The organism is Planococcus kocurii, from assembly GCF_001465835.2.
Lineage (GTDB): Bacteria > Bacillota > Bacilli > Bacillales_A > Planococcaceae > Planococcus > Planococcus kocurii.
On the sequence record NZ_CP013661.2, the window covers coordinates 1,668,205 to 1,689,443 of the forward strand.

The window sequence follows — 21,239 nt, forward strand, 5'->3', positions numbered from 1 at the left end:
AATGGTTAATTAAAAAGTTGTGACGAAATCGTCACGCGTACTTGAATTACTTGCATTTGTTTCAATGTCGTTTTATCCAGTTTTCAAAGAACAAAGTCATCATTTCTACTTGCAAAATGATTGGTGGAGCCTAGCGGGATCGAACCGCTGACCTCCTGCGTGCAAGGCAGGCGCTCTCCCAGCTGAGCTAAGGCCCCAAGAAGAATGGTGGGCCTAAATGGACTCGAACCATCGACCTCACGCTTATCAGGCGTGCGCTCTAACCAGCTGAGCTATAGGCCCTCTTGAGTATAATTGTAATACTGATAGAAGATCAATTCAATGTCGCCATTAAAAATGAACCTTCAAAACTGAACGCAAAACGTCAACCCCGAGCCAAGCTCGGTTCCGAATTTATCCTTAGAAAGGAGGTGATCCAGCCGCACCTTCCGATACGGCTACCTTGTTACGACTTCACCCCAATCATCTGTCCCACCTTCGGCGGCTGGCTCCACAAGGGTTACCTCACCGACTTCGGGTGTTACAAACTCTCGTGGTGTGACGGGCGGTGTGTACAAGGCCCGGGAACGTATTCACCGTGGCATGCTGATCCACGATTACTAGCGATTCCGGCTTCATGCAGGCGAGTTGCAGCCTGCAATCCGAACTGAGAACGGTTTTCTGGGATTGGCTTGCCCTCGCGGGGTTGCAGCCCTTTGTACCGTCCATTGTAGCACGTGTGTAGCCCAGGTCATAAGGGGCATGATGATTTGACGTCATCCCCACCTTCCTCCGGTTTGTCACCGGCAGTCACCTTAGAGTGCCCAACTGAATGCTGGCAACTAAGATCAAGGGTTGCGCTCGTTGCGGGACTTAACCCAACATCTCACGACACGAGCTGACGACAACCATGCACCACCTGTCACCACTGTCCCCGAAGGGAAAAGTGTATCTCTACACCGGTCAGTGGGATGTCAAGACCTGGTAAGGTTCTTCGCGTTGCTTCGAATTAAACCACATGCTCCACCGCTTGTGCGGGCCCCCGTCAATTCCTTTGAGTTTCAGCCTTGCGGCCGTACTCCCCAGGCGGAGTGCTTAATGCGTTAGCTGCAGCACTAAGGGGCGGAAACCCCCTAACACTTAGCACTCATCGTTTACGGCGTGGACTACCAGGGTATCTAATCCTGTTTGCTCCCCACGCTTTCGCGCCTCAGCGTCAGTTACAGACCAGAAAGTCGCCTTCGCCACTGGTGTTCCTCCACATCTCTACGCATTTCACCGCTACACATGGAATTCCACTTTCCTCTTCTGCACTCAAGTTCCCCAGTTTCCAATGACCCTCCACGGTTGAGCCGTGGGCTTTCACATCGGACTTAAGGAACCGCCTGCGCGCGCTTTACGCCCAATAATTCCGGACAACGCTTGCCACCTACGTATTACCGCGGCTGCTGGCACGTAGTTAGCCGTGGCTTTCTGGTGAGGTACCGTCAAGGTACCAGTAGTTACTTGGTACTTGTTCTTCCCTCACAACAGAGTTTTACGATCCGAAAACCTTCGTCACTCACGCGGCGTTGCTCCGTCAGACTTTCGTCCATTGCGGAAGATTCCCTACTGCTGCCTCCCGTAGGAGTCTGGGCCGTGTCTCAGTCCCAGTGTGGCCGATCACCCTCTCAGGTCGGCTACGCATCGTCGCCTTGGTAGGCCATTACCCCACCAACTAGCTAATGCGCCGCGGGCCCATCCTGCAGTGACAGCCGAAACCGTCTTTCCGTGCAGCCTCAGGAGAGGCCGCAAACTATTCGGTATTAGCACCGGTTTCCCGGAGTTATCCCGATCTGCAGGGCAGGTTGCCCACGTGTTACTCACCCGTCCGCCGCTAAACAATGGGAGCAAGCTCCCAAAGTTCCGCTCGACTTGCATGTATTAGGCACGCCGCCAGCGTTCGTCCTGAGCCAGGATCAAACTCTCCATTATAGAGTAGTGTTGATTGCTCAATACTGCTGGCGTATCGCCGTCCGAAGACGCACGATTCGCTTTGATCTGCGTGATGCTGATCAGTAAGTTGTCGTCACGAACACCGAGAAGGAAAACAACTTTGCTCTGATTGCCATAAGGCAAACTTCGCAAAAGCCGTTCTCGCACCGAAGTGCTCGTGACGTCTTTCGTTGACGTTTTGCTGTTCAGTTTTCAAGGTTCAAAGTTAAATAATTGGTGGAGCCTAGCGGGATCGAACCGCTGACCTCCTGCGTGCAAGGCAGGCGCTCTCCCAGCTGAGCTAAGGCCCCATTGTTTGGTCGGGAAGACAGGATTCGAACCTGCGACCCCTTGGTCCCAAACCAAGTGCTCTACCAAGCTGAGCTACTTCCCGAACTTGAGTTGCTGAGTATAAAAATATGGTGCGCCCGAGAGGACTCGAACCTCTAACCGCTTGATTCGTAGTCAAGTACTCTATCCAATTGAGCTACGGGCGCATATGATGCTATTCACTATTTCGTGAAAAGATGGTGCCGAGGACCGGAATCGAACCGGTACGGTAGTCACCTACCGCAGGATTTTAAGTCCTGTGCGTCTGCCAGTTCCGCCACCCCGGCTAAGGGTCGGTATCACGTGCAAATAAATATGGAGCGGAAGACGAGGTTCGAACTCGCGACCTCCACCTTGGCAAGGTGGCGTTCTACCACTGAACTACTTCCGCAAAAATGGTGCGGGTGAAGGGAGTCGAACCCCCACGCCCGAAGGCGCTAGATCCTAAGTCTAGTGCGTCTGCCAGTTCCGCCACACCCGCGTGGCAATATAAAATTAAAATGGTGAGCCATGAAGGATTCGAACCTTCGACCCTCTGATTAAAAGTCAGATGCTCTACCAGCTGAGCTAATGGCTCGAAAAAGTGGTGCCGGAGAAAGGAGTCGAACCCTCGACCTACTGATTACAAGTCAGTTGCTCTACCAACTGAGCTACTCCGGCAAAAGAAATAAATGGTGGAGGATGACGGGATCGAACCGCCGACCCTCTGCTTGTAAGGCAGATGCTCTCCCAGCTGAGCTAATCCTCCGATATATATTGCCCAGCGACGTCCTACTCTCACAGGGGGAAACCCCCAACTACCATCGGCGCAAAAGAGCTTAACTGCCGTGTTCGGGATGGGAACGGGTGTGGCCTCTTTGCCATCATCACTGGACTATTTGGTTTTGAAAGACAAGATTTATTATACCAGTAGTACTGGTTTTTTCAAGCTTTTTTTACAAAAACTTGGGCTTATTCTTTCAAAACTGGATAAACGACGGGTGAAACAAGCAAGTTTTTCGCATACAGTGTGTTGGTTAAGTCCTCGATCGATTAGTATTCGTCAGCTGCACGTATCGCTACGCTTCCACCTCGAACCTATCTACCTCATCGTCTTTGAGGGATCTTACTTGCTTGCGCAATGGGAAATCTCATCTTGAGGGGGGCTTCGTGCTTAGATGCTTTCAGCACTTATCCCGGCCACACATAGCTACCCAGCGATGCCCTTGGCAGAACAACTGGTACACCAGCGGTGTGTCCATCCCGGTCCTCTCGTACTAAGGACAGCTCCTCTCAAATTTCCTGCGCCCGCGACGGATAGGGACCGAACTGTCTCACGACGTTCTGAACCCAGCTCGCGTACCGCTTTAATGGGCGAACAGCCCAACCCTTGGGACCGACTACAGCCCCAGGATGCGATGAGCCGACATCGAGGTGCCAAACCTCCCCGTCGATGTGGACTCTTGGGGGAGATAAGCCTGTTATCCCCGGGGTAGCTTTTATCCGTTGAGCGATGGCCCTTCCATGCGGAACCACCGGATCACTAAGCCCGTCTTTCGACCCTGCTCGACCTGTACGTCTCGCAGTCAAGCTCCCTTCTGCCTTTACACTCTACGAATGATTTCCAACCATTCTGAGGGAACCTTTGGGCGCCTCCGTTACTCTTTAGGAGGCGACCGCCCCAGTCAAACTGCCCGCCTGACACTGTCTCCCAAGCCGATCAGGCTTGTGGGTTAGAATTTCAATACAACCAGGGTAGTATCCCACTGACGCCTCCTCCGAAGCTAGCGCTCCGGAATCTCAGGCTCCTACCTATCCTGTACAAGTTGCACCAAAATTCAATATCAGGCTACAGTAAAGCTCCACGGGGTCTTTCCGTCCTGTCGCGGGTAACCTGCATCTTCACAGGTACTATAATTTCACCGAGTCTCTCGTTGAGACAGTGCCCAGATCGTTACGCCTTTCGTGCGGGTCGGAACTTACCCGACAAGGAATTTCGCTACCTTAGGACCGTTATAGTTACGGCCGCCGTTTACTGGGGCTTCAATTCGCACCTTCGCTTGCGCTAAGCACTCCTCTTAACCTTCCAGCACCGGGCAGGCGTCAGCCCCTATACGTCACCTTACGGTTTTGCAGAGACCTGTGTTTTTGCTAAACAGTCGCCTGGGCCTATTCACTGCGGCTCTCTCGGGCTATTCACCCTACCAGAGCACCCCTTCTCCCGAAGTTACGGGGTCATTTTGCCGAGTTCCTTAACGAGAGTTCACTCGCTCACCTTAGAATTCTCTTCTCGCCTACCTGTGTCGGTTTGCGGTACGGGCACCTCCCGCCTCGCTAGAGGCTTTTCTTGGCAGTGTGAAATCAGGGACTCAAGGGTAAACCCTCTTGCCGTCACAGCTCAACGTATCAGAAATGGGATTTGCCTCATTTCACGCCTCACTGCTTGGACGTGCACAACCAACGGCACGCTCTCCTTATCCTTCTGCGTCCCCCCATTGCTCAAACGGCGGGGAGGTGGTACAGGAATATCAACCTGTTGTCCATCGTCTACGCCTATCGGCCTCGACTTAGGTCCCGACTAACCCTGAGCGGACGAGCCTTCCTCAGGAAACCTTAGGCATTCGGTGGACGGGATTCTCACCCGTCTTTCGTTACTCATACCGGCATTCTCACTTCTAAGCGCTCCACCAGTCCTTCCGGTCTGACTTCAACGCCCTTAGAACGCTCTCCTACCACGGATCTCTAACGAGATCCATCCACAGCTTCGGTAATCCGTTTAGCCCCGGTACATTTTCGGCGCAGTGTCACTCGACCAGTGAGCTATTACGCACTCTTTAAATGATGGCTGCTTCTAAGCCAACATCCTGGTTGTCTAAGCAACGCCACATCCTTTTCCACTTAACGGATATTTGGGGACCTTAGCTGGTGGTCTGGGCTGTTTCCCTCTTGACTACGGATCTTATCACTCGCAGTCTGACTCCCAAGCATAAATCACTGGCATTCGGAGTTTGTCTGAATTCGGTAACCCGGGATGGGCCCCTAGTCCAAACAGTGCTCTACCTCCAGGATTCTCAATCTTGAGGCTAGCCCTAAAGCTATTTCGGAGAGAACCAGCTATCTCCAGGTTCGATTGGAATTTCTCCGCTACCCACACCTCATCCCCGCACTTTTCAACGTGCGTGGGTTCGGGCCTCCAGTAAGTGTTACCTTACCTTCACCCTGGACATGGGTAGATCACCTGGTTTCGGGTCTACAACTGCATACTCTGTCGCCCTATTCAGACTCGCTTTCGCTGCGGCTCCGCCTTCTCAGCTTAACCTTGCATGCAATCGTAACTCGCCGGTTCATTCTACAAAAGGCACGCCATCACCCATTAACGGGCTTTGACTACTTGTAGGCACACGGTTTCAGGATCTATTTCACTCCCCTTCCGGGGTGCTTTTCACCTTTCCCTCACGGTACTGGTTCACTATCGGTCACTAGGAAGTATTTAGCCTTGGGAGATGGTCCTCCCAGATTCCGACGGAATTTCACGTGTTCCGCCGTACTCAGGATCCACTCTGGAGGGATAGGGTTTTCGGCTACGGGGCTGTTACCCGCTGCGGCGGACCGTTCCAGGTCGCTTCGCCTAATCCTATCTTTTGTAACTCCGTATAGAGTGTCCTACAACCCCAAGAGGCAAGCCTCTTGGTTTGGGCTGATCCCGTTTCGCTCGCCGCTACTCAGGGAATCGCATTTGCTTTCTCTTCCTCCAGGTACTTAGATGTTTCAGTTCCCTGGGTCTGCCTTCTCATGTGCTATAGATTCACACATGGATACTACCCGATTAAAGGCAGTGGGTTCCCCCATTCGGAAATCTCCGGATCACAGCTCACTTACAGCTCCCCGAAGCATATCGGTGTTAGTGCCGTCCTTCTTCGGCTCCTAGTGCCAAGGCATCCACCGTGCGCCCTTTCTAACTTAACCACTGGTTAATTAAAAAGTTGTGACGAAATCGTCACGCGTACTTGAATTACTTGCATTTGTTTCAATGTCGTTTTATCCAGTTTTCAAAGAACAAGAGTGAAAGTCACAAAAAAAGGCGTTGCCGCCTGAAGGTGAACCTTCAAAACTGAACGCAAAACGTCAACCCCGAGCCAAGCTCGGTTCCGAATTTATCCTTAGAAAGGAGGTGATCCAGCCGCACCTTCCGATACGGCTACCTTGTTACGACTTCACCCCAATCATCTGTCCCACCTTCGGCGGCTGGCTCCACAAGGGTTACCTCACCGACTTCGGGTGTTACAAACTCTCGTGGTGTGACGGGCGGTGTGTACAAGGCCCGGGAACGTATTCACCGTGGCATGCTGATCCACGATTACTAGCGATTCCGGCTTCATGCAGGCGAGTTGCAGCCTGCAATCCGAACTGAGAACGGTTTTCTGGGATTGGCTTGCCCTCGCGGGGTTGCAGCCCTTTGTACCGTCCATTGTAGCACGTGTGTAGCCCAGGTCATAAGGGGCATGATGATTTGACGTCATCCCCACCTTCCTCCGGTTTGTCACCGGCAGTCACCTTAGAGTGCCCAACTGAATGCTGGCAACTAAGATCAAGGGTTGCGCTCGTTGCGGGACTTAACCCAACATCTCACGACACGAGCTGACGACAACCATGCACCACCTGTCACCACTGTCCCCGAAGGGAAAAGTGTATCTCTACACCGGTCAGTGGGATGTCAAGACCTGGTAAGGTTCTTCGCGTTGCTTCGAATTAAACCACATGCTCCACCGCTTGTGCGGGCCCCCGTCAATTCCTTTGAGTTTCAGCCTTGCGGCCGTACTCCCCAGGCGGAGTGCTTAATGCGTTAGCTGCAGCACTAAGGGGCGGAAACCCCCTAACACTTAGCACTCATCGTTTACGGCGTGGACTACCAGGGTATCTAATCCTGTTTGCTCCCCACGCTTTCGCGCCTCAGCGTCAGTTACAGACCAGAAAGTCGCCTTCGCCACTGGTGTTCCTCCACATCTCTACGCATTTCACCGCTACACATGGAATTCCACTTTCCTCTTCTGCACTCAAGTTCCCCAGTTTCCAATGACCCTCCACGGTTGAGCCGTGGGCTTTCACATCGGACTTAAGGAACCGCCTGCGCGCGCTTTACGCCCAATAATTCCGGACAACGCTTGCCACCTACGTATTACCGCGGCTGCTGGCACGTAGTTAGCCGTGGCTTTCTGGTGAGGTACCGTCAAGGTACCAGTAGTTACTTGGTACTTGTTCTTCCCTCACAACAGAGTTTTACGATCCGAAAACCTTCGTCACTCACGCGGCGTTGCTCCGTCAGACTTTCGTCCATTGCGGAAGATTCCCTACTGCTGCCTCCCGTAGGAGTCTGGGCCGTGTCTCAGTCCCAGTGTGGCCGATCACCCTCTCAGGTCGGCTACGCATCGTCGCCTTGGTAGGCCATTACCCCACCAACTAGCTAATGCGCCGCGGGCCCATCCTGCAGTGACAGCCGAAACCGTCTTTCCGTACAGCCTCAGGAGAGGCCGCAAACTATTCGGTATTAGCACCGGTTTCCCGGAGTTATCCCGATCTGCAGGGCAGGTTGCCCACGTGTTACTCACCCGTCCGCCGCTAAACAATGGGAGCAAGCTCCCAAAGTTCCGCTCGACTTGCATGTATTAGGCACGCCGCCAGCGTTCGTCCTGAGCCAGGATCAAACTCTCCATTATAGAGTAGTGTTGATTGCTCAATACTGCTGGCGTATCGCCGTCCGAAGACGCACGATTCGCTTTGATCTGCGTGATGCTGATCAGTAAGTTTTGCGCGGGCCGTTTTGCGCGGCCGTTGCTATTTGTTGACGTTTTGCTGTTCAGTTTTCAAGGTTCAAGTTGTTCGCCGTTTCTGTAATGGCGACTTTTCAATATTACCAACTTCTCATTCAGAAGTCAACAACTTTTTTGTTAATGTTTTCTTCGCATCTTTTATTATGAAAAACGCGACAAGAAATAGTATAGCATCGTTTCGAAATAGATACAAGTACTTTTTTAAAAAATCACCGATTTAAAGGTTAAACCCCTTTAAACCGGTTTTTTTGAAACACTCTCTTATTCTTTAGGTCGCATTTGAGGGAATAATAACACGTCTCGAATAGATGAAGAATTCGTCAACAACATGATTAAACGGTCAATACCAATTCCCAATCCACCAGTTGGCGGCAATCCGTATTCTAGCGCCTCAATAAAATCCTCATCCATTTCATGAGCTTCATCGTTTCCTTCTGACTTCTCAATCAATTGCGCCTCAAAACGTTGACGTTGATCGATAGGATCATTCAATTCTGTGAAAGCATTCGCATGCTCACGTCGTACGATGAACAATTCAAAGCGATCAGTGAAACGTTCATCATCAGGATTCTTTTTAGCTAAAGGCGAAATTTCAACAGGATGTCCGTAAACAAAGGTTGGTTGAACCAATTGCTCTTCTACTTTTTGCTCAAAAAACTCATTTAAGATATGCCCTACTTCCATTGTAGGTTTAATATCAATGCTATGTTCTTTTGCTAAAGATTGAGCTTCTTCTTTCGTCATCTGTTTCCAGAAATCAACACCTGTGTATTCTTTCACTGCATCAGCCATGTGTAGTCGTTTCCAGCCCACCGCTAAGTCAATTTCATCTTCTCCATATTGTACCGTAGTTGTTCCAAGCACTTCTTGGGCAATATGCGCAACTAAATTTTCAGTAAGAGCCATAATGTCATTATAATCTGCATAAGCTTCATATAGTTCCAGCATCGTAAATTCCGGGTTATGACGAGTTGATATTCCTTCGTTACGGAAAACACGACCAATTTCATATACTTTCTCTAAACCACCAACAATTAATCGCTTTAGATGAAGTTCAATTGCAATGCGGATATACAATTCCATATCCAACGCATTGTGATGAGTTACGAATGGTTTTGCAGCCGCTCCTCCTGCGATTGAATGAAGCATAGGCGTTTCCACTTCTAAAAATCCTGCGTTATCTAAATAGCGGCGCATAGATTGAATGATGCGGCTACGAAGGATAAAGGTCTCTTTGCTAGATTCGCTTGTCAGCAAATCCAAATAACGTTGACGGTAACGTTGCTCTATATCTTTTAAGCCATGGAATTTTTCAGGTAAAGGACGTAATGCCTTTGTAAGGAATTCCACTTCTTTTGCTTTAATAGAGAGTTCTCCTACATTTGTTTTAAATACAATCCCTTTAATCCCTAGGATATCTCCTAGATCAACTGTATTGTAAAACTCGTAAGCTTCTTCGCCAATAGCATCTTTACGAACGTAAATTTGAATTTGGCCTTTTAAGTCTTGAATATGGGCAAATCCAGCTTTCCCTTTTCCACGCTTGGTCATAACTCGTCCGGCAATAACTACTTCGTACGATGCTTCTTCTAACTCTTCTTTAGAAAACTCTCCATATTGCTCAATGATTTCTTGCGACAAGTGCGTCCGTTCGAATCGTCCACCGAATGGATCCATTCCGTTGTCTCGGAAGTTCTGCATTTTTTGACGTCTAACTACCAATTGATCGTTTAATTCTTCTGACATGCCCTACACTCCTTTATCTGTTTAACACTAAATCTCATTCATGTATTTCTCTATTGTACACAATTTCTTACCATACTACATAAAAAAGCTGCCACGAATTTGTGGCAGCTTTTTTACTGTGTTGCGAAAAGCTTTTGAGTCCACCAATTCTTCCGAACGGAATTTCTGTTACAACTCCATTCGTACGTCTTGCAAAAACATTTCAATGTCTTTGTAGGACTTCCATAAACGAACACCGTCTACTTCGAAATTATCTTCCACTTTAAATTCCTGGTTTATTTCGAGTAGCGGCACGATAACGAAAGCCCGTTCATCCATTCGTGGATGCGGAACAATAAGTCTGTCATTTTTTATATTATCTTGATTATACAATAAAATATCAAGATCTATTGTCCGTGGCCCCCACCTAATAAGGCGCTTACGATTTAAATTTTGTTCAATCTTCTGGCAAACATCCAATAATTTGACTGCATTTAATTCCGTTTCGAGTTGGACAACCATATTTAAGAAAGGCTCTTGCTCTTTATATCCCACAGGATCCGTTTCATACAGAGAAGAAATGCGCGTAACTGTAATGGACGGGAATGTTGAAAGTTGCAAGACAGCTTGTCTTAACATTTCGAAACGGTCACCCATATTTGAGCCGAGTGATAAATAACTTTGGTTCATGCGAACTTTCCTCGCGTTAAGTCAATGGCCACGGATTTATAGTGACCGGGAATCGGTGGATCTGGTTTGATTAGTTGTACACGAACGCCTTGCACTAAAGGAAAATCTGTTAGAATTCGGCTAGCTACACTTTCCGCTACAGCTTCCACCAATTTCTTCGGCTCTCCTTCGACAATTGAACGGCAAGCTTCATAGACTTCTCCGTAATGCACTGTATGTTCTAGAGCGTCAGTCTCTCCAGCTTGCTGAAGGTCCACTGCCAATGAAACCGTCATACGAAATCGTTGACCTAATTTTGTTTCTTCAGGAAATACACCGTGGTAACCATAAAATTCCATATCGTTTACGTGAATAAAATCCATTATTTCTCCTCCTTATACGGGCGCTTGCCCGTTAACGCGTCCATCATTCGAACTGTGCGCACCGTTTCTTTTACATCGTGCACACGAACTACGTGACATCCGTGACTTATGCCACAACAAATCGTTGCGAGCGAACCTTCTAAGCGTTCTTCAACAGTGGTGTCTAGAATCTTTCCAATGAATGACTTTCTTGAGGTACCCAGAAGAATGGGATAACCCAATTCCACCATTTGCTCAACCAACTGAATCGCTTGGAGGTTTTGCGTTACTGTTTTAGCAAAACCAACACCGGGATCGAGCCAAATATGCTCTTTACGCACGCCGGCAGCTAAAGCAATTTCAATACTTTCACTTAAATCCTGCATCATGTCTTCTCGGAAATTCGAATAGGACGCATGATGTCGGTTGTGCATAAGAATCATAGGGACGTTCCATTTAGCAGCCACACTCGCAATTAACGGATCAAACTTCGCCCCCCAAATATCATTTATAATATGGGCTCCAGCAGCAATAGCCGCATCCGCTACACGCGATTTGTACGTATCGACAGAGATCAATACATCAAAATGTTCTCGTAAAGCTTTGATGACTGGCACAATCCGCTCAATTTCTTCTTGATCTGAAATCCGGACATGGCCCGGGCGTGTAGATTCACCCCCTACGTCAATAATATCCACACCCTCTTCTACCATCTGTTTAGCGTGACTCAATGCCTGTTCGACACCCGCGTACTTACCACCATCAGAAAAAGAATCTGGTGTGACATTTAATATACCCATGACGAGCGTTTTATTCGTAAAATTGATTTCCATAAACGTTCACGTCCAAACTTGGAATATGTATTGCTTCTTGAAAATGCAAGCACGCCTTCATTTTACCTCAATTGATCAGTTTTTTCCCATAAAAAAAGAGCAGCATAGGCCTGCTCTTTTTATCTTTTAATTTGATTCGTCAAATTGATACAGTGGTGTACTTAAGTAGCGTTCTCCATTAGACGGAATAATCGCCAATACTTTTTTGCCTTTACCCAATCGTTTAGCAACTTGAAGTGCAGCGTAGATGGCAGCACCGGAAGATACCCCTCCGAGAATGCCTTCTTCACGCGCTGCTTGACGAGCTGTTGCATATGATTGATCGTTGGTTACTTGGATAATTTCATCATAGACTTTGGTGTTTAGCACAGATGGTATGAAGCCAGCTCCAATACCTTGAATTTTATGTGGTCCTGGCTTACCACCTGACAAAACTGCAGAATCCGTAGGTTCTACTGCCACTATACTTATTTCAGGATATTTTTCTTTTAACACTTGGCCTGCGCCCGTAATCGTACCGCCTGTCCCAATCCCTGCAATGAAAGCATCCAATTGATCGCCCATCGTTTCAACGATTTCAGGACCTGTCGTTAACCGGTGCACTTCCGGGTTTGCTTCATTATTGAATTGTTGCGGCATATACCATCCGTGTTCAGCTGCATTTTTTTCAGCTGTTTTAATCGCACCATTTGGACCGTTCATACCATCTGGACCTGGTGTTAAAATCAAGTCTGCTCCATAGGCACGCAATAAATTACGGCGCTCCATACTCATTGTCTCCGGCATCACTAACACAGATTTATAACCTTTCGCTGCCGCGATCATCGCTAAGCCAATTCCGGTGTTGCCACTTGTCGGTTCAATGATGGTATCACCTTCTTTTAACTCACCGGACTTCTCAGCCGCTTCAATCATTGCAAGCGCTATACGATCTTTAACACTGCTACCAGGATTGAAGTATTCTAATTTCAAATAAACATCAGCATCTTCAGGACCCGTTAAGCGATTTAATTTTACGATTGGTGTTTGCCCAATCAAGTCGGTAATTGAATTTCCCACTCTCGCCATCTCCAACACTCCTAATCCCTAGTAAATTTGTCGACTTTAATAAAGTTAATGTTAGCAATACTGTAGACCCTTTGTCAAACTTCGTGAATTCATAAAAAAAGACGTTTCATCACGAAACGTCTAGTGAAAATCTATTCTCCGTAAAACCAAGTAGCATCAAACTCTTGCCAAAAAGCTTCTGGAGATACCGATTGCGGCAATTGCTCAAGCGCTAGCTCACGGCTAATGTGACCTGCCACATCCTCATAAGAAAACGTTTGGCCATCTACTTTTTCTGTAACAGAAATAATGGCTGTTTTGCCATTTTCAAGCGCCAGCGGAGATGACCATCCACCTACCTCTACTTTTGTAACCGCTTTGGCAATATTGGCATCTACCCCCGGTTCGCCATTAGAAATATAACCAATGTCGCCACCAAGGTTTCCAGTTGCACTGTCGATGGAACGTTCACGAGCAGTCGCTTCAAATGAAGAGCCTTTTTCGAGCTCTGCAATGGTTTCTTCCGCCTCTGCTGATGAATTTAAGACAATCATTTGCGTACGGTATGAATTTTTAACATCATAAAGTGATTGATTATCGTCGTAAAACGCCTTGATTTCATCATCTTCAATAACGACGTCTTTTGTCAGCACTTTTTCTAAAATCAATTGCGCTTTTATTTTTTCGCGTTGACGCGTTTCGTCTGCTGCATACAACGCTGTTTCCGTACCGTCTTGTGATGATCGAAGAAGCGCCAATTCCAAGTCAATTTCTTTATCACTTACTTCAATTCCATAATCCTTAGCTGCTGTTGCCATGACTTTTTCGTTGACCAACTCGAGTAACGCTTCGCGACCATGCTGTTCTTCCATAGAAGCCAGCCATTGCTCACGTGTAACGGCTTGTCCGTTAACTGAAGCGACTTCTTCTGCCTTTCCGGTACCATTTGGAATTAACCAAGCAATAAACCACAAAAAATTAGCTAATAGCAAGATCCCTATGATCATCAGTACCGGCTTCGTTTTTAAATGTCTTTTCGGCTTCGCTGTATCTGCCGGTGATACAGGTCGACGGTTATTATAATTGGAGCTCATTAATAAACGACTCAAGTTCCTCTTTGGAATAATGATACGTTTCTAAACAGAAATGGCATTGCGCTTCTGCCATTCCGTCTTCATCGATCATGTCTTGGATTTCCTTTTTCCCAAGCCCTAGAATAGCTGTTGCGAAACGATCTTTGGAACAATTGCAGTCGAAATGTACCGGCATTTTATCAAGAATTTGAACATTTCCTTCTCCAAGAACCGCTTCAAGAATTTCTTCTGGTGATAAGCCGCGCTGAATCATATGCGACACAGGCTCGATACCGGCCAGGTGTTCTTCGATTTGCGTGATTGTTTCATCGTCAACATTTGGCATCAATTGAATAACAAATCCACCCGCTGCCAAAATTGAGTTGTCTGTATCTACCAATACACCCAGCCCAACTGACGACGGTACTTGTTCAGATGTAGCAAAATAATAAGTGAAATCTTCTGCAATTTCTCCCGAAACAATTGGCGTTTGACCTGTAAAATTATCGCGCATTCCCAAATCTTTCACGACTGACATCATGCCGGTTGTACCAACTGCACGACTAACATCCAATTTCCCTTGTGCGTTTAAATCGAAATGAGTTTGCGGGTTAGAGACATATCCACGAACGCCACCTTTGGCATTGCTATCGACTAGCAACGCGCCAACTGGTCCGCCACCTTCAATTTTGATAGTTACTTTATCGTCACCTTTTAACATAGCTCCTAGCATAACGCCACCTGTCATGGCACGTCCTAATGCCGCTGACGCGGTTGGCCACATCATGTGACGACGCTGCGCTTCTCCTACTGTTTTCGTACTATCTACCGCAAATGCACGGACGCTCCCATTAAAACCGAGGCCGCGAACTAAATAATCTGACACATTTATCGTTCCTTTCTTTACGCTTGGTTGCGTTTGTAAATTAAATACAGTCCTCTTACTGTTAAAAAAGGATCTACATAGTCGATGACTGTTGTTTCGCTAGCAATTAAAGAAGCCATACCACCCGTCGCAATCACTATCGGCTTTTCTTTGCTGTGCTTTTTCATTCGCGTCACGATTCCTTCTACTTGACCTACGTAACCGTAGACAATACCAGCTTGCATAGCGGAAATGGTATTTCTGCCTACTACATGATCTGGAGTAGCGATTTCAATCCGCGGCAATTTAGAGGCACGAGCATATAGCGCCTCTGTTGAAATGTTAATGCCAGGCGCAATGGCACCTCCCATATACTGCTGCTTTTCATCAATATAACAGAAGGTGTTGGCCGTACCAAAGTCCACAACAATTAACGGACCACCGTATTCGTGAATGGCGGCTACCGCGTTGACAATCCGGTCGGCACCGACTTCACGAGGATTGTCATACTTAATATTGAGACCTGTTTTGACACCAGGTCCAACAATCATCGGCGTTACCCGAAAATATTTTCGACACATACGCTCTAACATAGACATAATCGGCGGCACAACAGAAGACATAATAATACCATTTATTGATGAAAACGTTAATCCTGCTTCATCTAGAAATGCTTTGATTTGCATTCCGTATTCATCTTCTGTTTTGTGGCGAAGAGTTGCCATACGCCAATGGTGCAATAGCTGATCCTGGTCGTAAACGCCCAGAACAATCGTTGTATTTCCAGCATCTAATACGAGTATCATCATTTACCCTCACTTGTTGACGAATTTCCAAAACATCATACCATAATTTAAAGAAAGCAAAAAGCTGATTGCCTGTCCCCTCAAAAGGGAATGGGCAACCAGCTTGTTGTTTTTGTTATTTACGTTCTTCTTGAATCGAATCTCTTACAGGAGCCGCTTCGCCTTCTGCAGATGGTAAATCTCCTGCTGAAGGGTCAGACGGAGCACCTACAGCTTCCGAAACGTCACTGTCTTTAGTCAAATCGGGTTTGCTGTCGTCTCCGAAATCACCGTTTAATGTTTCGTAATCACGTTCAGGAAGTGTACCGTGATCTTTCAAATGCAAAATCTGACCTGCATCTAAAGTTTCCACTTCAAGCAATGTAGTCGCAATCAATTCAAGAAGTTCTTTCTTCTCAGTCAGAATTTCTTTTGTGCGAATATATTGCTCCTTGATGATTCGTTGCATTTCCTGATCGATTTCAAAGGCAATGGCATCTGAATAGTTTTGTTCAGAGTTAAAGTCACGCCCTAAGAATACGTTACCGCCTTGTGCTGTACCGAATTGAACTGGACCAATCTTGTCACTCATTCCGTATTCCGTTACCATGCTGCGGGCAATTGCCGTCGCACGTTGGAAATCGTTATGAGCGCCGGTAGATACTTCACCGAACATGATGTCTTCAGCTACACGTCCGCCTAGTAAACCGGAAATCTTATCAAGCAGTTCAGGTTTCGTCATAAAGTAACGATCTTCTTTTGGTAGCATGACCGCATAGCCGCCAGCTTGCCCACGGGGAACAATGGTTACTTTATGGACTGTTTCAGCATCATCAAGCGTTAATCCGATGACTGTATGACCTGCTTCGTGGAACGCCACGATATTGCGTTCTTTTTTCGAAATGACACGATTTTTCTTAGCAGGACCCGCAATAACACGGTCAGATGCTTCGTCAAGATCGGACATATCAATTTTAAGTTTATTGCGACGAGCTGCAACGAGTGCTGCTTCGTTCAATAAATTCTCTAAATCCGCACCTGAGAATCCAGGAGTACGTTGAGCGATTGCTTTTAAATCAACGTTTTCTTCAAGCGGTTTGTTGCGCGCATGTACTTTAAGAACTTCTTCGCGACCTTTAACATCTGGACGACCTACAGTAATCTGACGGTCAAAACGACCTGGACGAAGTAGAGCCGGATCCAAAATGTCTGGACGGTTTGTTGCAGCAACAATGATGACGCCTTCGTTTACACCAAAGCCATCCATCTCTACCAATAACTGGTTCAATGTTTGTTCACGTTCATCATGTCCACCACCGAGGCCAGCGCCACGTTGGCGTCCAACTGCGTCAATTTCATCGATGAAAATAATACAAGGTGCATTTTTCTTCGCGTTTTCAAATAAATCACGAACTCGAGAAGCTCCGACACCAACGAACATCTCAACAAAATCTGAACCACTGATAGAGAAGAAAGGAACACCTGATTCTCCAGCAACAGCACGTGCCAACAAGGTTTTACCAGTACCCGGAGGTCCAACAAGCAAAATTCCTTTTGGAATGCGAGCGCCGATGTCAGCAAATCTACGCGGATCTTTCAAGAAGTCAACAACTTCGACAAGTTCTTGTTTTTCTTCATCTGCGCCTGCTACATCATTAAAACGAACTTTTTGTTTCTGATCATCATATAACTTCGCTTTGCTTTTACCAAAGTTCATCACACGGCCGCCTCCGCCACCTTGTGATTGGTTAAGTAAGAAGAAGAAAAGAATAAAGATGATAATGAACGGGATGATACCTGTGAAAAATGAAACCCAACCACTCGTTTGTGGAGCTTTCACATATTCAACTTCAACACCGTCTTGCGTTTTTGCAACTGCATCAATTTCAGCAGTCAACGCTTCATTTTCTAGCGGAATATTCGTAACAAACGACTGACCGTCTTTATATCCAGTCATTTTCCCTGTCACTTCATAGACCATTGCATCTGGCTGAATTTTGACTTCTTCAATTTTGCCATCTTCAAGTGCTTCTAAAAATTCGTTATATCCTATATTTTCAGTCGGCTGGTTGCTATTGTTGAAAGTACCCAGAATCCCGATAATAACTAGGAAAATCAGTAAATAAAATATGGTGTATCGAAATATCCGATTCATCCCGCGCCTCCTCATAAAGTTTCCCTAAAACTATACTAAATACTACCATAGGAACATTTCAGCATACAACGAAAAGCCCTTATTCTCGCCGTTAAATCCCCAGACTGTGAACGATCATTGTCTATTCTTCTTGTTCAGCGTAAATCGATGGCTTTAAAACACCGATGTAAGGCAGATTCCGGTATCTTTCTGCAAAATCCAGTCCATAACCTACAACAAATGCATCCGGCACTTCAAACCCAACGTAATCAGCTTTCAAATCTACTTTTCGTCCAGTTGGTTTATCCAACAAGGTAACGATTTTAATCGATTTTGCTTTGCGGTATTTGAATAGGTCCACTAAATAGCTAAGTGTTTTTCCACTATCGATGATGTCCTCAATAATTAGCAGATCGCGTCCTTCGACACTAGCGTTCAAATCTTTAACGATTTTAACTTCCCCAGAAGAAACAGTGGCATTCCCATAACTCGAGACGTCCATGAAATCCATTTCAACAAAACCATCAATGCGCTTCATCAAATCTCCCATGAACGGCATTGCACCTTTTAATACCCCAATAGCTAATGGATATTTATCTTTGTAATCCTCTGTTAACATAGCTCCCAGTTCACGTGCTTTGTCCTGTAGCTGTTCTTCGCTAATCAATATTTCTTTAATATCGTTCTGTAACATAGTGGACCTCCTAATATTCCTTGTTTTACATGCTATATAATTGTTCAATTAGTACCCAATTATCTCCACCGCGCTTATGCTGACTAATTACGGAAGATGACCGTAAGCCTGGCACTAATAACAGTTCATTTGTGTCCGTCGCAATGACAGGCCAATTTTCTCTCCTAGGCGTAGGGATTTTTTCATCAATCATTAAACGTGCCAGTTTTTTTGGCTGATCCATCCCAGCTAGCTGAATCCGATCACCCGGTTCTCTGCTCCGCAAAAAGAATGTAGAATCTTTTGGTGCTTGAAAATACCAAATTACGGCGTTTTCAACTTTTCCAAATTGCGCAGTAGGCATTATTTTGTAACGATATCCGCTGTAAACGGGTGTCCAGTCCGCTTCAATAGCAATAGGTGCGAGTGTATCCTGTTGCCTTAGCGATTGCTGTTTGAAGACAACTAAATCGTATTGACGTGTTGCTATATAATTTTGCGGCAAATGCAAAAAGACAGTGCCAGATGAACTTTGCATCATTTCCTGCAGTTGTTCGACCAGTTGTCTCGTCACAGGAACTCGCTTCGGATTATATAGATAGTTTAATAGTAGTAGAACCATTCTTTTTTGTAAAGCACGCGCTTCAACTCTGAAACTTTTGGCAGACAACATAATTGCTCCATCTCTTCTCTGAATCAACCGTTGCAGTTTGTCTTTAGTCAACTCCTGAAGAAATTGCTGATCTTGCTGCATGTCTTCAGCGAGTTCTACGAAATTCTGAGAGACTTCTTTATTCTCTTCTTTGAGAAGTGGTAAAATCCGCTTGCGCAAGCGATTCCGTGCATATGTTATTTCACTATTACTCGAATCTTCTCGGTACGGAATTTCATAAAAATTGGCGTAAGCTAAAATTCGCTCTTTATCTACCGCCAATTGAGGACGAATTAAAAAACCGTCTCCGAAAGGCCGGCTCGCTTGAATGCCAAAAGCACCATCTTGAAGACTGCCTCTCAACCCTGACATGAGGATTGTCTCAAGTTGATCGTCTGCATGATGCGCTGTAGCAAACTTATTGGCGCCCGTCTGCTTCATGATTTTCAAGAAGTAGGCATAGCGTTCGGATCGGCACAATTGCTGCTTATTGCCGCCTTGTTCTTCTAAAATTTTTAGAATCGGAATAGCTCGACTAAAGCATTCAACTCCCCACCGCATAGCTGTTGCTTGTGTAAACAGATGATCTTGATGCGATTCTTCGCCTCTTAGCATATGGTCTACATGAACTGCCACAACTGAAATACCCAGTTCCTCTTTTTGTGCATTCAAAAAATGAAGTAACACCATGGAATCGATTCCACCTGAACAACCGACAAGCACCTTGTCTCCTTCTTGAAATAACTTATGCTTTTTACTATAGTGCATCAGTAACTCTTGAAAGTTTTTCATTTCTTCATTTCACCTGCCTATCTCCACTTTTAATACATTTATTGAGAAAGTGGACTAAATTGTTTTGAATTAGTAATTGACAGACCGAACATTCAATAGTATGCTATTGAATGTTCGTTTAAACAAGGCGGCGTAGCTCAGCTGGCTAGAGCGTACGGTTCATACCCGTGAGGTCGGGGGTTCGATCCCCTCTGCCGCCATCATAGTTTACTTTAAAGCAGTACCCTTCAAGGGTGCTGCTTTTTTTGTTTCAAAAAATCAATACCCAGACATAAAAAAAACGCTCCCCATGGTGAGAAGCGTTTCAATATCAATTTCTAGCTGTGTTGAAGCATTTCCCTATACTATTAAAACAGCTAGCAAGTTAGCCTCTTTTTGCCCCTCTGCCGCCGCGCTTAGATTCAGTAGCGCGCTTCAAAGTCGTCATATTTTCTTCGCTGTCTTTCAAGAACTTTGCCATTTTCGTTTCAAAGTTCTCTTTTGGAGCGCGTTCAAATGAACGATTATTGCTTGGGCGTGGGCGTTGTGGTCGTTCTGTGCCGCCTGCTGGTTGTGGCTTCGCTTTACGAATGGAAAGGCCGATCTTACCGTCTGCTTCTACATTCATGACTTTCACTTCTACCATTTCGCCAACTTTAAGATGATCGTTAATATCTTTTACATAGTTGTCAGCGACTTCACTTATATGCACGAGGCCTGTTGCACCAGTTGGAAGCTGAACAAATGCTCCAAAGTTTGTAATACCTGTGACTTTACCTTCTAACTTGCTGCCTACTTCAATCGACATAAAAAAAATGCTCCTCCTTAAAAATTAAGGTGACTCCAAAATTCTAGGTCACGCTGTCATTTTGCGGGACTTGTCCCACTTTTTATTATAACCATCAAAAAAAGAGTGTCAACTGACTACTCTTTTTCTGCTGGTTTTTCTTCATCTTTATTTTCATCATGTGGCGTGGTAAAAATGATCTCTCCTTCTTCTGAAAGAAAGTAATCCTTACGTGCCAGCTTAGCTAAATACTCTTCGTCATTTAATAACAAAATCTGTTCTTGTAGCTGATCTTGCTGCTTTTCAACTTCTTTAAGTTCCATCAGTGCTTCCTCACGAAGTTGTGCTTTTTCAGAGATTGTTTGTGTTTGTGCATAAATAGTCGAACCAATCCAAATCGTAGCCACCAGAATCATTAATCCAAAAACTGACAGTCTTCTAAATAATCGTACTCTGTGAGCCGATTTGCGTGCTTCCTCTACTTCTACCGAACGGACATAGTCATTGCGAATTGAGGTGACTTCGCGCTTTTCCGCCTTGTTGTCTCTCTTCAAACTCATGACCCGCTCTCCTTCCATACTAACTTTGTCATTATTATACATGAAATCCCTTGATATGATAAGCTTTTTCAATAATTTTCCCTATTTTCACTTCTTTCCTCCATTAATCGGCGAAACACAATTTTTTGGTATCATAAAAATACAGTTGACTTAATTTTTATACAGACATATAATACTAATCATTATCTTTTTATCTATTCTAACGGATGATTT

Annotated in this window: 14 protein-coding genes, 12 tRNA genes and 4 rRNA genes; 2 read left to right on the forward strand and 28 right to left on the reverse strand. The window is 45.9% G+C overall.

From position 1 onward, the window contains the following. Positions 1 to 19 precede the first annotated feature (19 nt). Entirely contained in the window at positions 20 to 151 is a 132-nt protein-coding gene (locus AUO94_RS17695; protein WP_257721246.1) for a hypothetical protein, read from the forward strand. Here AUO94_RS17695 and AUO94_RS08305 read toward each other — a convergent pair. The 26 genes from AUO94_RS08305 to tilS all read right to left on the reverse strand — a co-directional run bounded on the left by AUO94_RS08305 (position 122) and on the right by tilS (position 19,700). Continuing rightward, positions 122 to 197, reverse strand: a tRNA-Ala gene (locus AUO94_RS08305). The genes AUO94_RS17695 and AUO94_RS08305 overlap by 30 nt on opposite strands. Positions 198 to 205: 8 nt before the next feature. Next, positions 206 to 282: transfer RNA gene (locus AUO94_RS08310), tRNA-Ile, on the reverse strand. Positions 283 to 403: 121 nt separating this feature from the next. After that, positions 404 to 1,953, reverse strand: a 16S ribosomal RNA gene (locus tag AUO94_RS08315). Between the two features lie 235 nt (positions 1,954 to 2,188). Beyond that, positions 2,189 to 2,264: transfer RNA gene (locus AUO94_RS08320), tRNA-Ala, on the reverse strand. A gap of 6 nt (positions 2,265 to 2,270) precedes the next feature. Then, positions 2,271 to 2,347 (reverse strand) — tRNA-Pro (locus tag AUO94_RS08325). A gap of 26 nt (positions 2,348 to 2,373) precedes the next feature. Beyond that, a tRNA-Arg gene (locus AUO94_RS08330) sits at positions 2,374 to 2,450 on the reverse strand. Between the two features lie 31 nt (positions 2,451 to 2,481). Further along, a tRNA-Leu gene (locus AUO94_RS08335) sits at positions 2,482 to 2,570 on the reverse strand. A gap of 29 nt (positions 2,571 to 2,599) precedes the next feature. Beyond that, a tRNA-Gly gene (locus tag AUO94_RS08340) sits at positions 2,600 to 2,674 on the reverse strand. A gap of 5 nt (positions 2,675 to 2,679) precedes the next feature. Further along, a tRNA-Leu gene (locus AUO94_RS08345) sits at positions 2,680 to 2,764 on the reverse strand. A gap of 20 nt (positions 2,765 to 2,784) precedes the next feature. After that, positions 2,785 to 2,860: transfer RNA gene (locus AUO94_RS08350), tRNA-Lys, on the reverse strand. A 7-nt stretch (positions 2,861 to 2,867) separates the two neighbouring features. Further along, positions 2,868 to 2,943: transfer RNA gene (locus AUO94_RS08355), tRNA-Thr, on the reverse strand. 12 nt (positions 2,944 to 2,955) lie between these two features. Beyond that, positions 2,956 to 3,031: transfer RNA gene (locus tag AUO94_RS08360), tRNA-Val, on the reverse strand. Between the two features lie 10 nt (positions 3,032 to 3,041). Beyond that, positions 3,042 to 3,157, reverse strand: a 5S ribosomal RNA gene (gene rrf, locus AUO94_RS08365). A 138-nt stretch (positions 3,158 to 3,295) separates the two neighbouring features. Then, positions 3,296 to 6,228: ribosomal RNA gene (locus AUO94_RS08370) — 23S ribosomal RNA — on the reverse strand. Positions 6,229 to 6,426: 198 nt separating this feature from the next. Further along, a 16S ribosomal RNA gene (locus AUO94_RS08375) occupies positions 6,427 to 7,976 on the reverse strand. The 16S, 23S and 5S rRNA genes sit together here with 11 tRNA genes alongside, the layout of an rRNA operon. 375 nt (positions 7,977 to 8,351) lie before the next feature. Then, positions 8,352 to 9,836 (reverse strand): lysine--tRNA ligase, encoded by a 1,485-nt coding sequence (gene lysS, locus AUO94_RS08380; RefSeq protein WP_058386762.1) that lies wholly within the window; start codon positions 9,834 to 9,836, stop codon positions 8,352 to 8,354. Positions 9,837 to 10,004: 168 nt separating this feature from the next. Further along, on the reverse strand, positions 10,005 to 10,505 hold the full coding sequence (gene folK, locus AUO94_RS08385; RefSeq protein ID WP_058386763.1) for a 2-amino-4-hydroxy-6-hydroxymethyldihydropteridine diphosphokinase: 501 nt from the start codon (positions 10,503 to 10,505) through the stop codon (positions 10,005 to 10,007). Beyond that, positions 10,502 to 10,867, reverse strand: coding sequence for a dihydroneopterin aldolase (folB, locus tag AUO94_RS08390; protein WP_058386764.1), 366 nt, complete (start codon positions 10,865 to 10,867; stop codon positions 10,502 to 10,504). Before folB ends, folK begins: the two co-directional genes overlap by 4 nt. After that, positions 10,867 to 11,679 (reverse strand): dihydropteroate synthase, encoded by an 813-nt coding sequence (folP, locus tag AUO94_RS08395; protein ID WP_058386765.1) that lies wholly within the window; start codon positions 11,677 to 11,679, stop codon positions 10,867 to 10,869. The genes folB and folP overlap by 1 nt, the downstream gene beginning before the upstream one ends. Before the next feature lie 126 nt (positions 11,680 to 11,805). Continuing rightward, positions 11,806 to 12,747, reverse strand: coding sequence for a cysteine synthase A (gene cysK, locus AUO94_RS08400; protein WP_058386766.1), 942 nt, complete (start codon positions 12,745 to 12,747; stop codon positions 11,806 to 11,808). 131 nt (positions 12,748 to 12,878) lie between these two features. After that, a complete protein-coding gene (locus tag AUO94_RS08405; RefSeq protein ID WP_058386767.1) occupies positions 12,879 to 13,820 on the reverse strand; it encodes a peptidyl-prolyl cis-trans isomerase in 942 nt (313 codons plus the stop codon). After that, positions 13,804 to 14,685, reverse strand: coding sequence for an Hsp33 family molecular chaperone HslO (gene hslO / locus AUO94_RS08410; RefSeq protein ID WP_058386768.1), 882 nt, complete (start codon positions 14,683 to 14,685; stop codon positions 13,804 to 13,806). The genes AUO94_RS08405 and hslO overlap by 17 nt, the downstream gene beginning before the upstream one ends. Before the next feature lie 17 nt (positions 14,686 to 14,702). Next, the gene (locus tag AUO94_RS08415) at positions 14,703 to 15,470 is read right to left on the reverse strand and encodes a type III pantothenate kinase (RefSeq protein ID WP_058386769.1); all 768 of its coding nucleotides are present in this window, start codon (positions 15,468 to 15,470) and stop codon (positions 14,703 to 14,705) included. Positions 15,471 to 15,585: 115 nt separating this feature from the next. After that, positions 15,586 to 17,604 carry an ATP-dependent zinc metalloprotease FtsH gene (gene ftsH / locus AUO94_RS08420; protein WP_058386770.1) on the reverse strand — a complete coding sequence of 673 codons (2,019 nt, stop codon included), beginning with the start codon at positions 17,602 to 17,604 and terminating at the stop codon, positions 15,586 to 15,588. A gap of 121 nt (positions 17,605 to 17,725) precedes the next feature. After that, complete coding sequence (gene hpt, locus AUO94_RS08425) at positions 17,726 to 18,277, reverse strand: hypoxanthine phosphoribosyltransferase (RefSeq protein WP_058386771.1); 552 nt, start codon at positions 18,275 to 18,277, stop codon at positions 17,726 to 17,728. 25 nt (positions 18,278 to 18,302) lie between these two features. Then, positions 18,303 to 19,700, reverse strand: a complete 1,398-nt coding sequence (gene tilS, locus AUO94_RS08430; protein ID WP_058386772.1) for a tRNA lysidine(34) synthetase TilS — start codon at positions 19,698 to 19,700, stop codon at positions 18,303 to 18,305. A gap of 126 nt (positions 19,701 to 19,826) precedes the next feature. Between tilS and AUO94_RS08435 the strand changes: the two genes are divergently transcribed. Beyond that, a tRNA-Met gene (locus tag AUO94_RS08435) sits at positions 19,827 to 19,900 on the forward strand. Between the two features lie 164 nt (positions 19,901 to 20,064). On the opposite strand, the gene AUO94_RS08440 is transcribed toward AUO94_RS08435, so the two are convergent. Both AUO94_RS08440 and AUO94_RS08445 read right to left on the reverse strand, forming a co-directional pair. Beyond that, on the reverse strand, positions 20,065 to 20,487 hold the full coding sequence (locus AUO94_RS08440) for a S1 domain-containing RNA-binding protein (RefSeq protein WP_058386773.1): 423 nt from the start codon (positions 20,485 to 20,487) through the stop codon (positions 20,065 to 20,067). A 116-nt stretch (positions 20,488 to 20,603) separates the two neighbouring features. Next, positions 20,604 to 21,068, reverse strand: coding sequence for an FtsB family cell division protein (locus tag AUO94_RS08445; protein WP_237150198.1), 465 nt, complete (start codon positions 21,066 to 21,068; stop codon positions 20,604 to 20,606). Positions 21,069 to 21,239 lie beyond the last annotated feature (171 nt).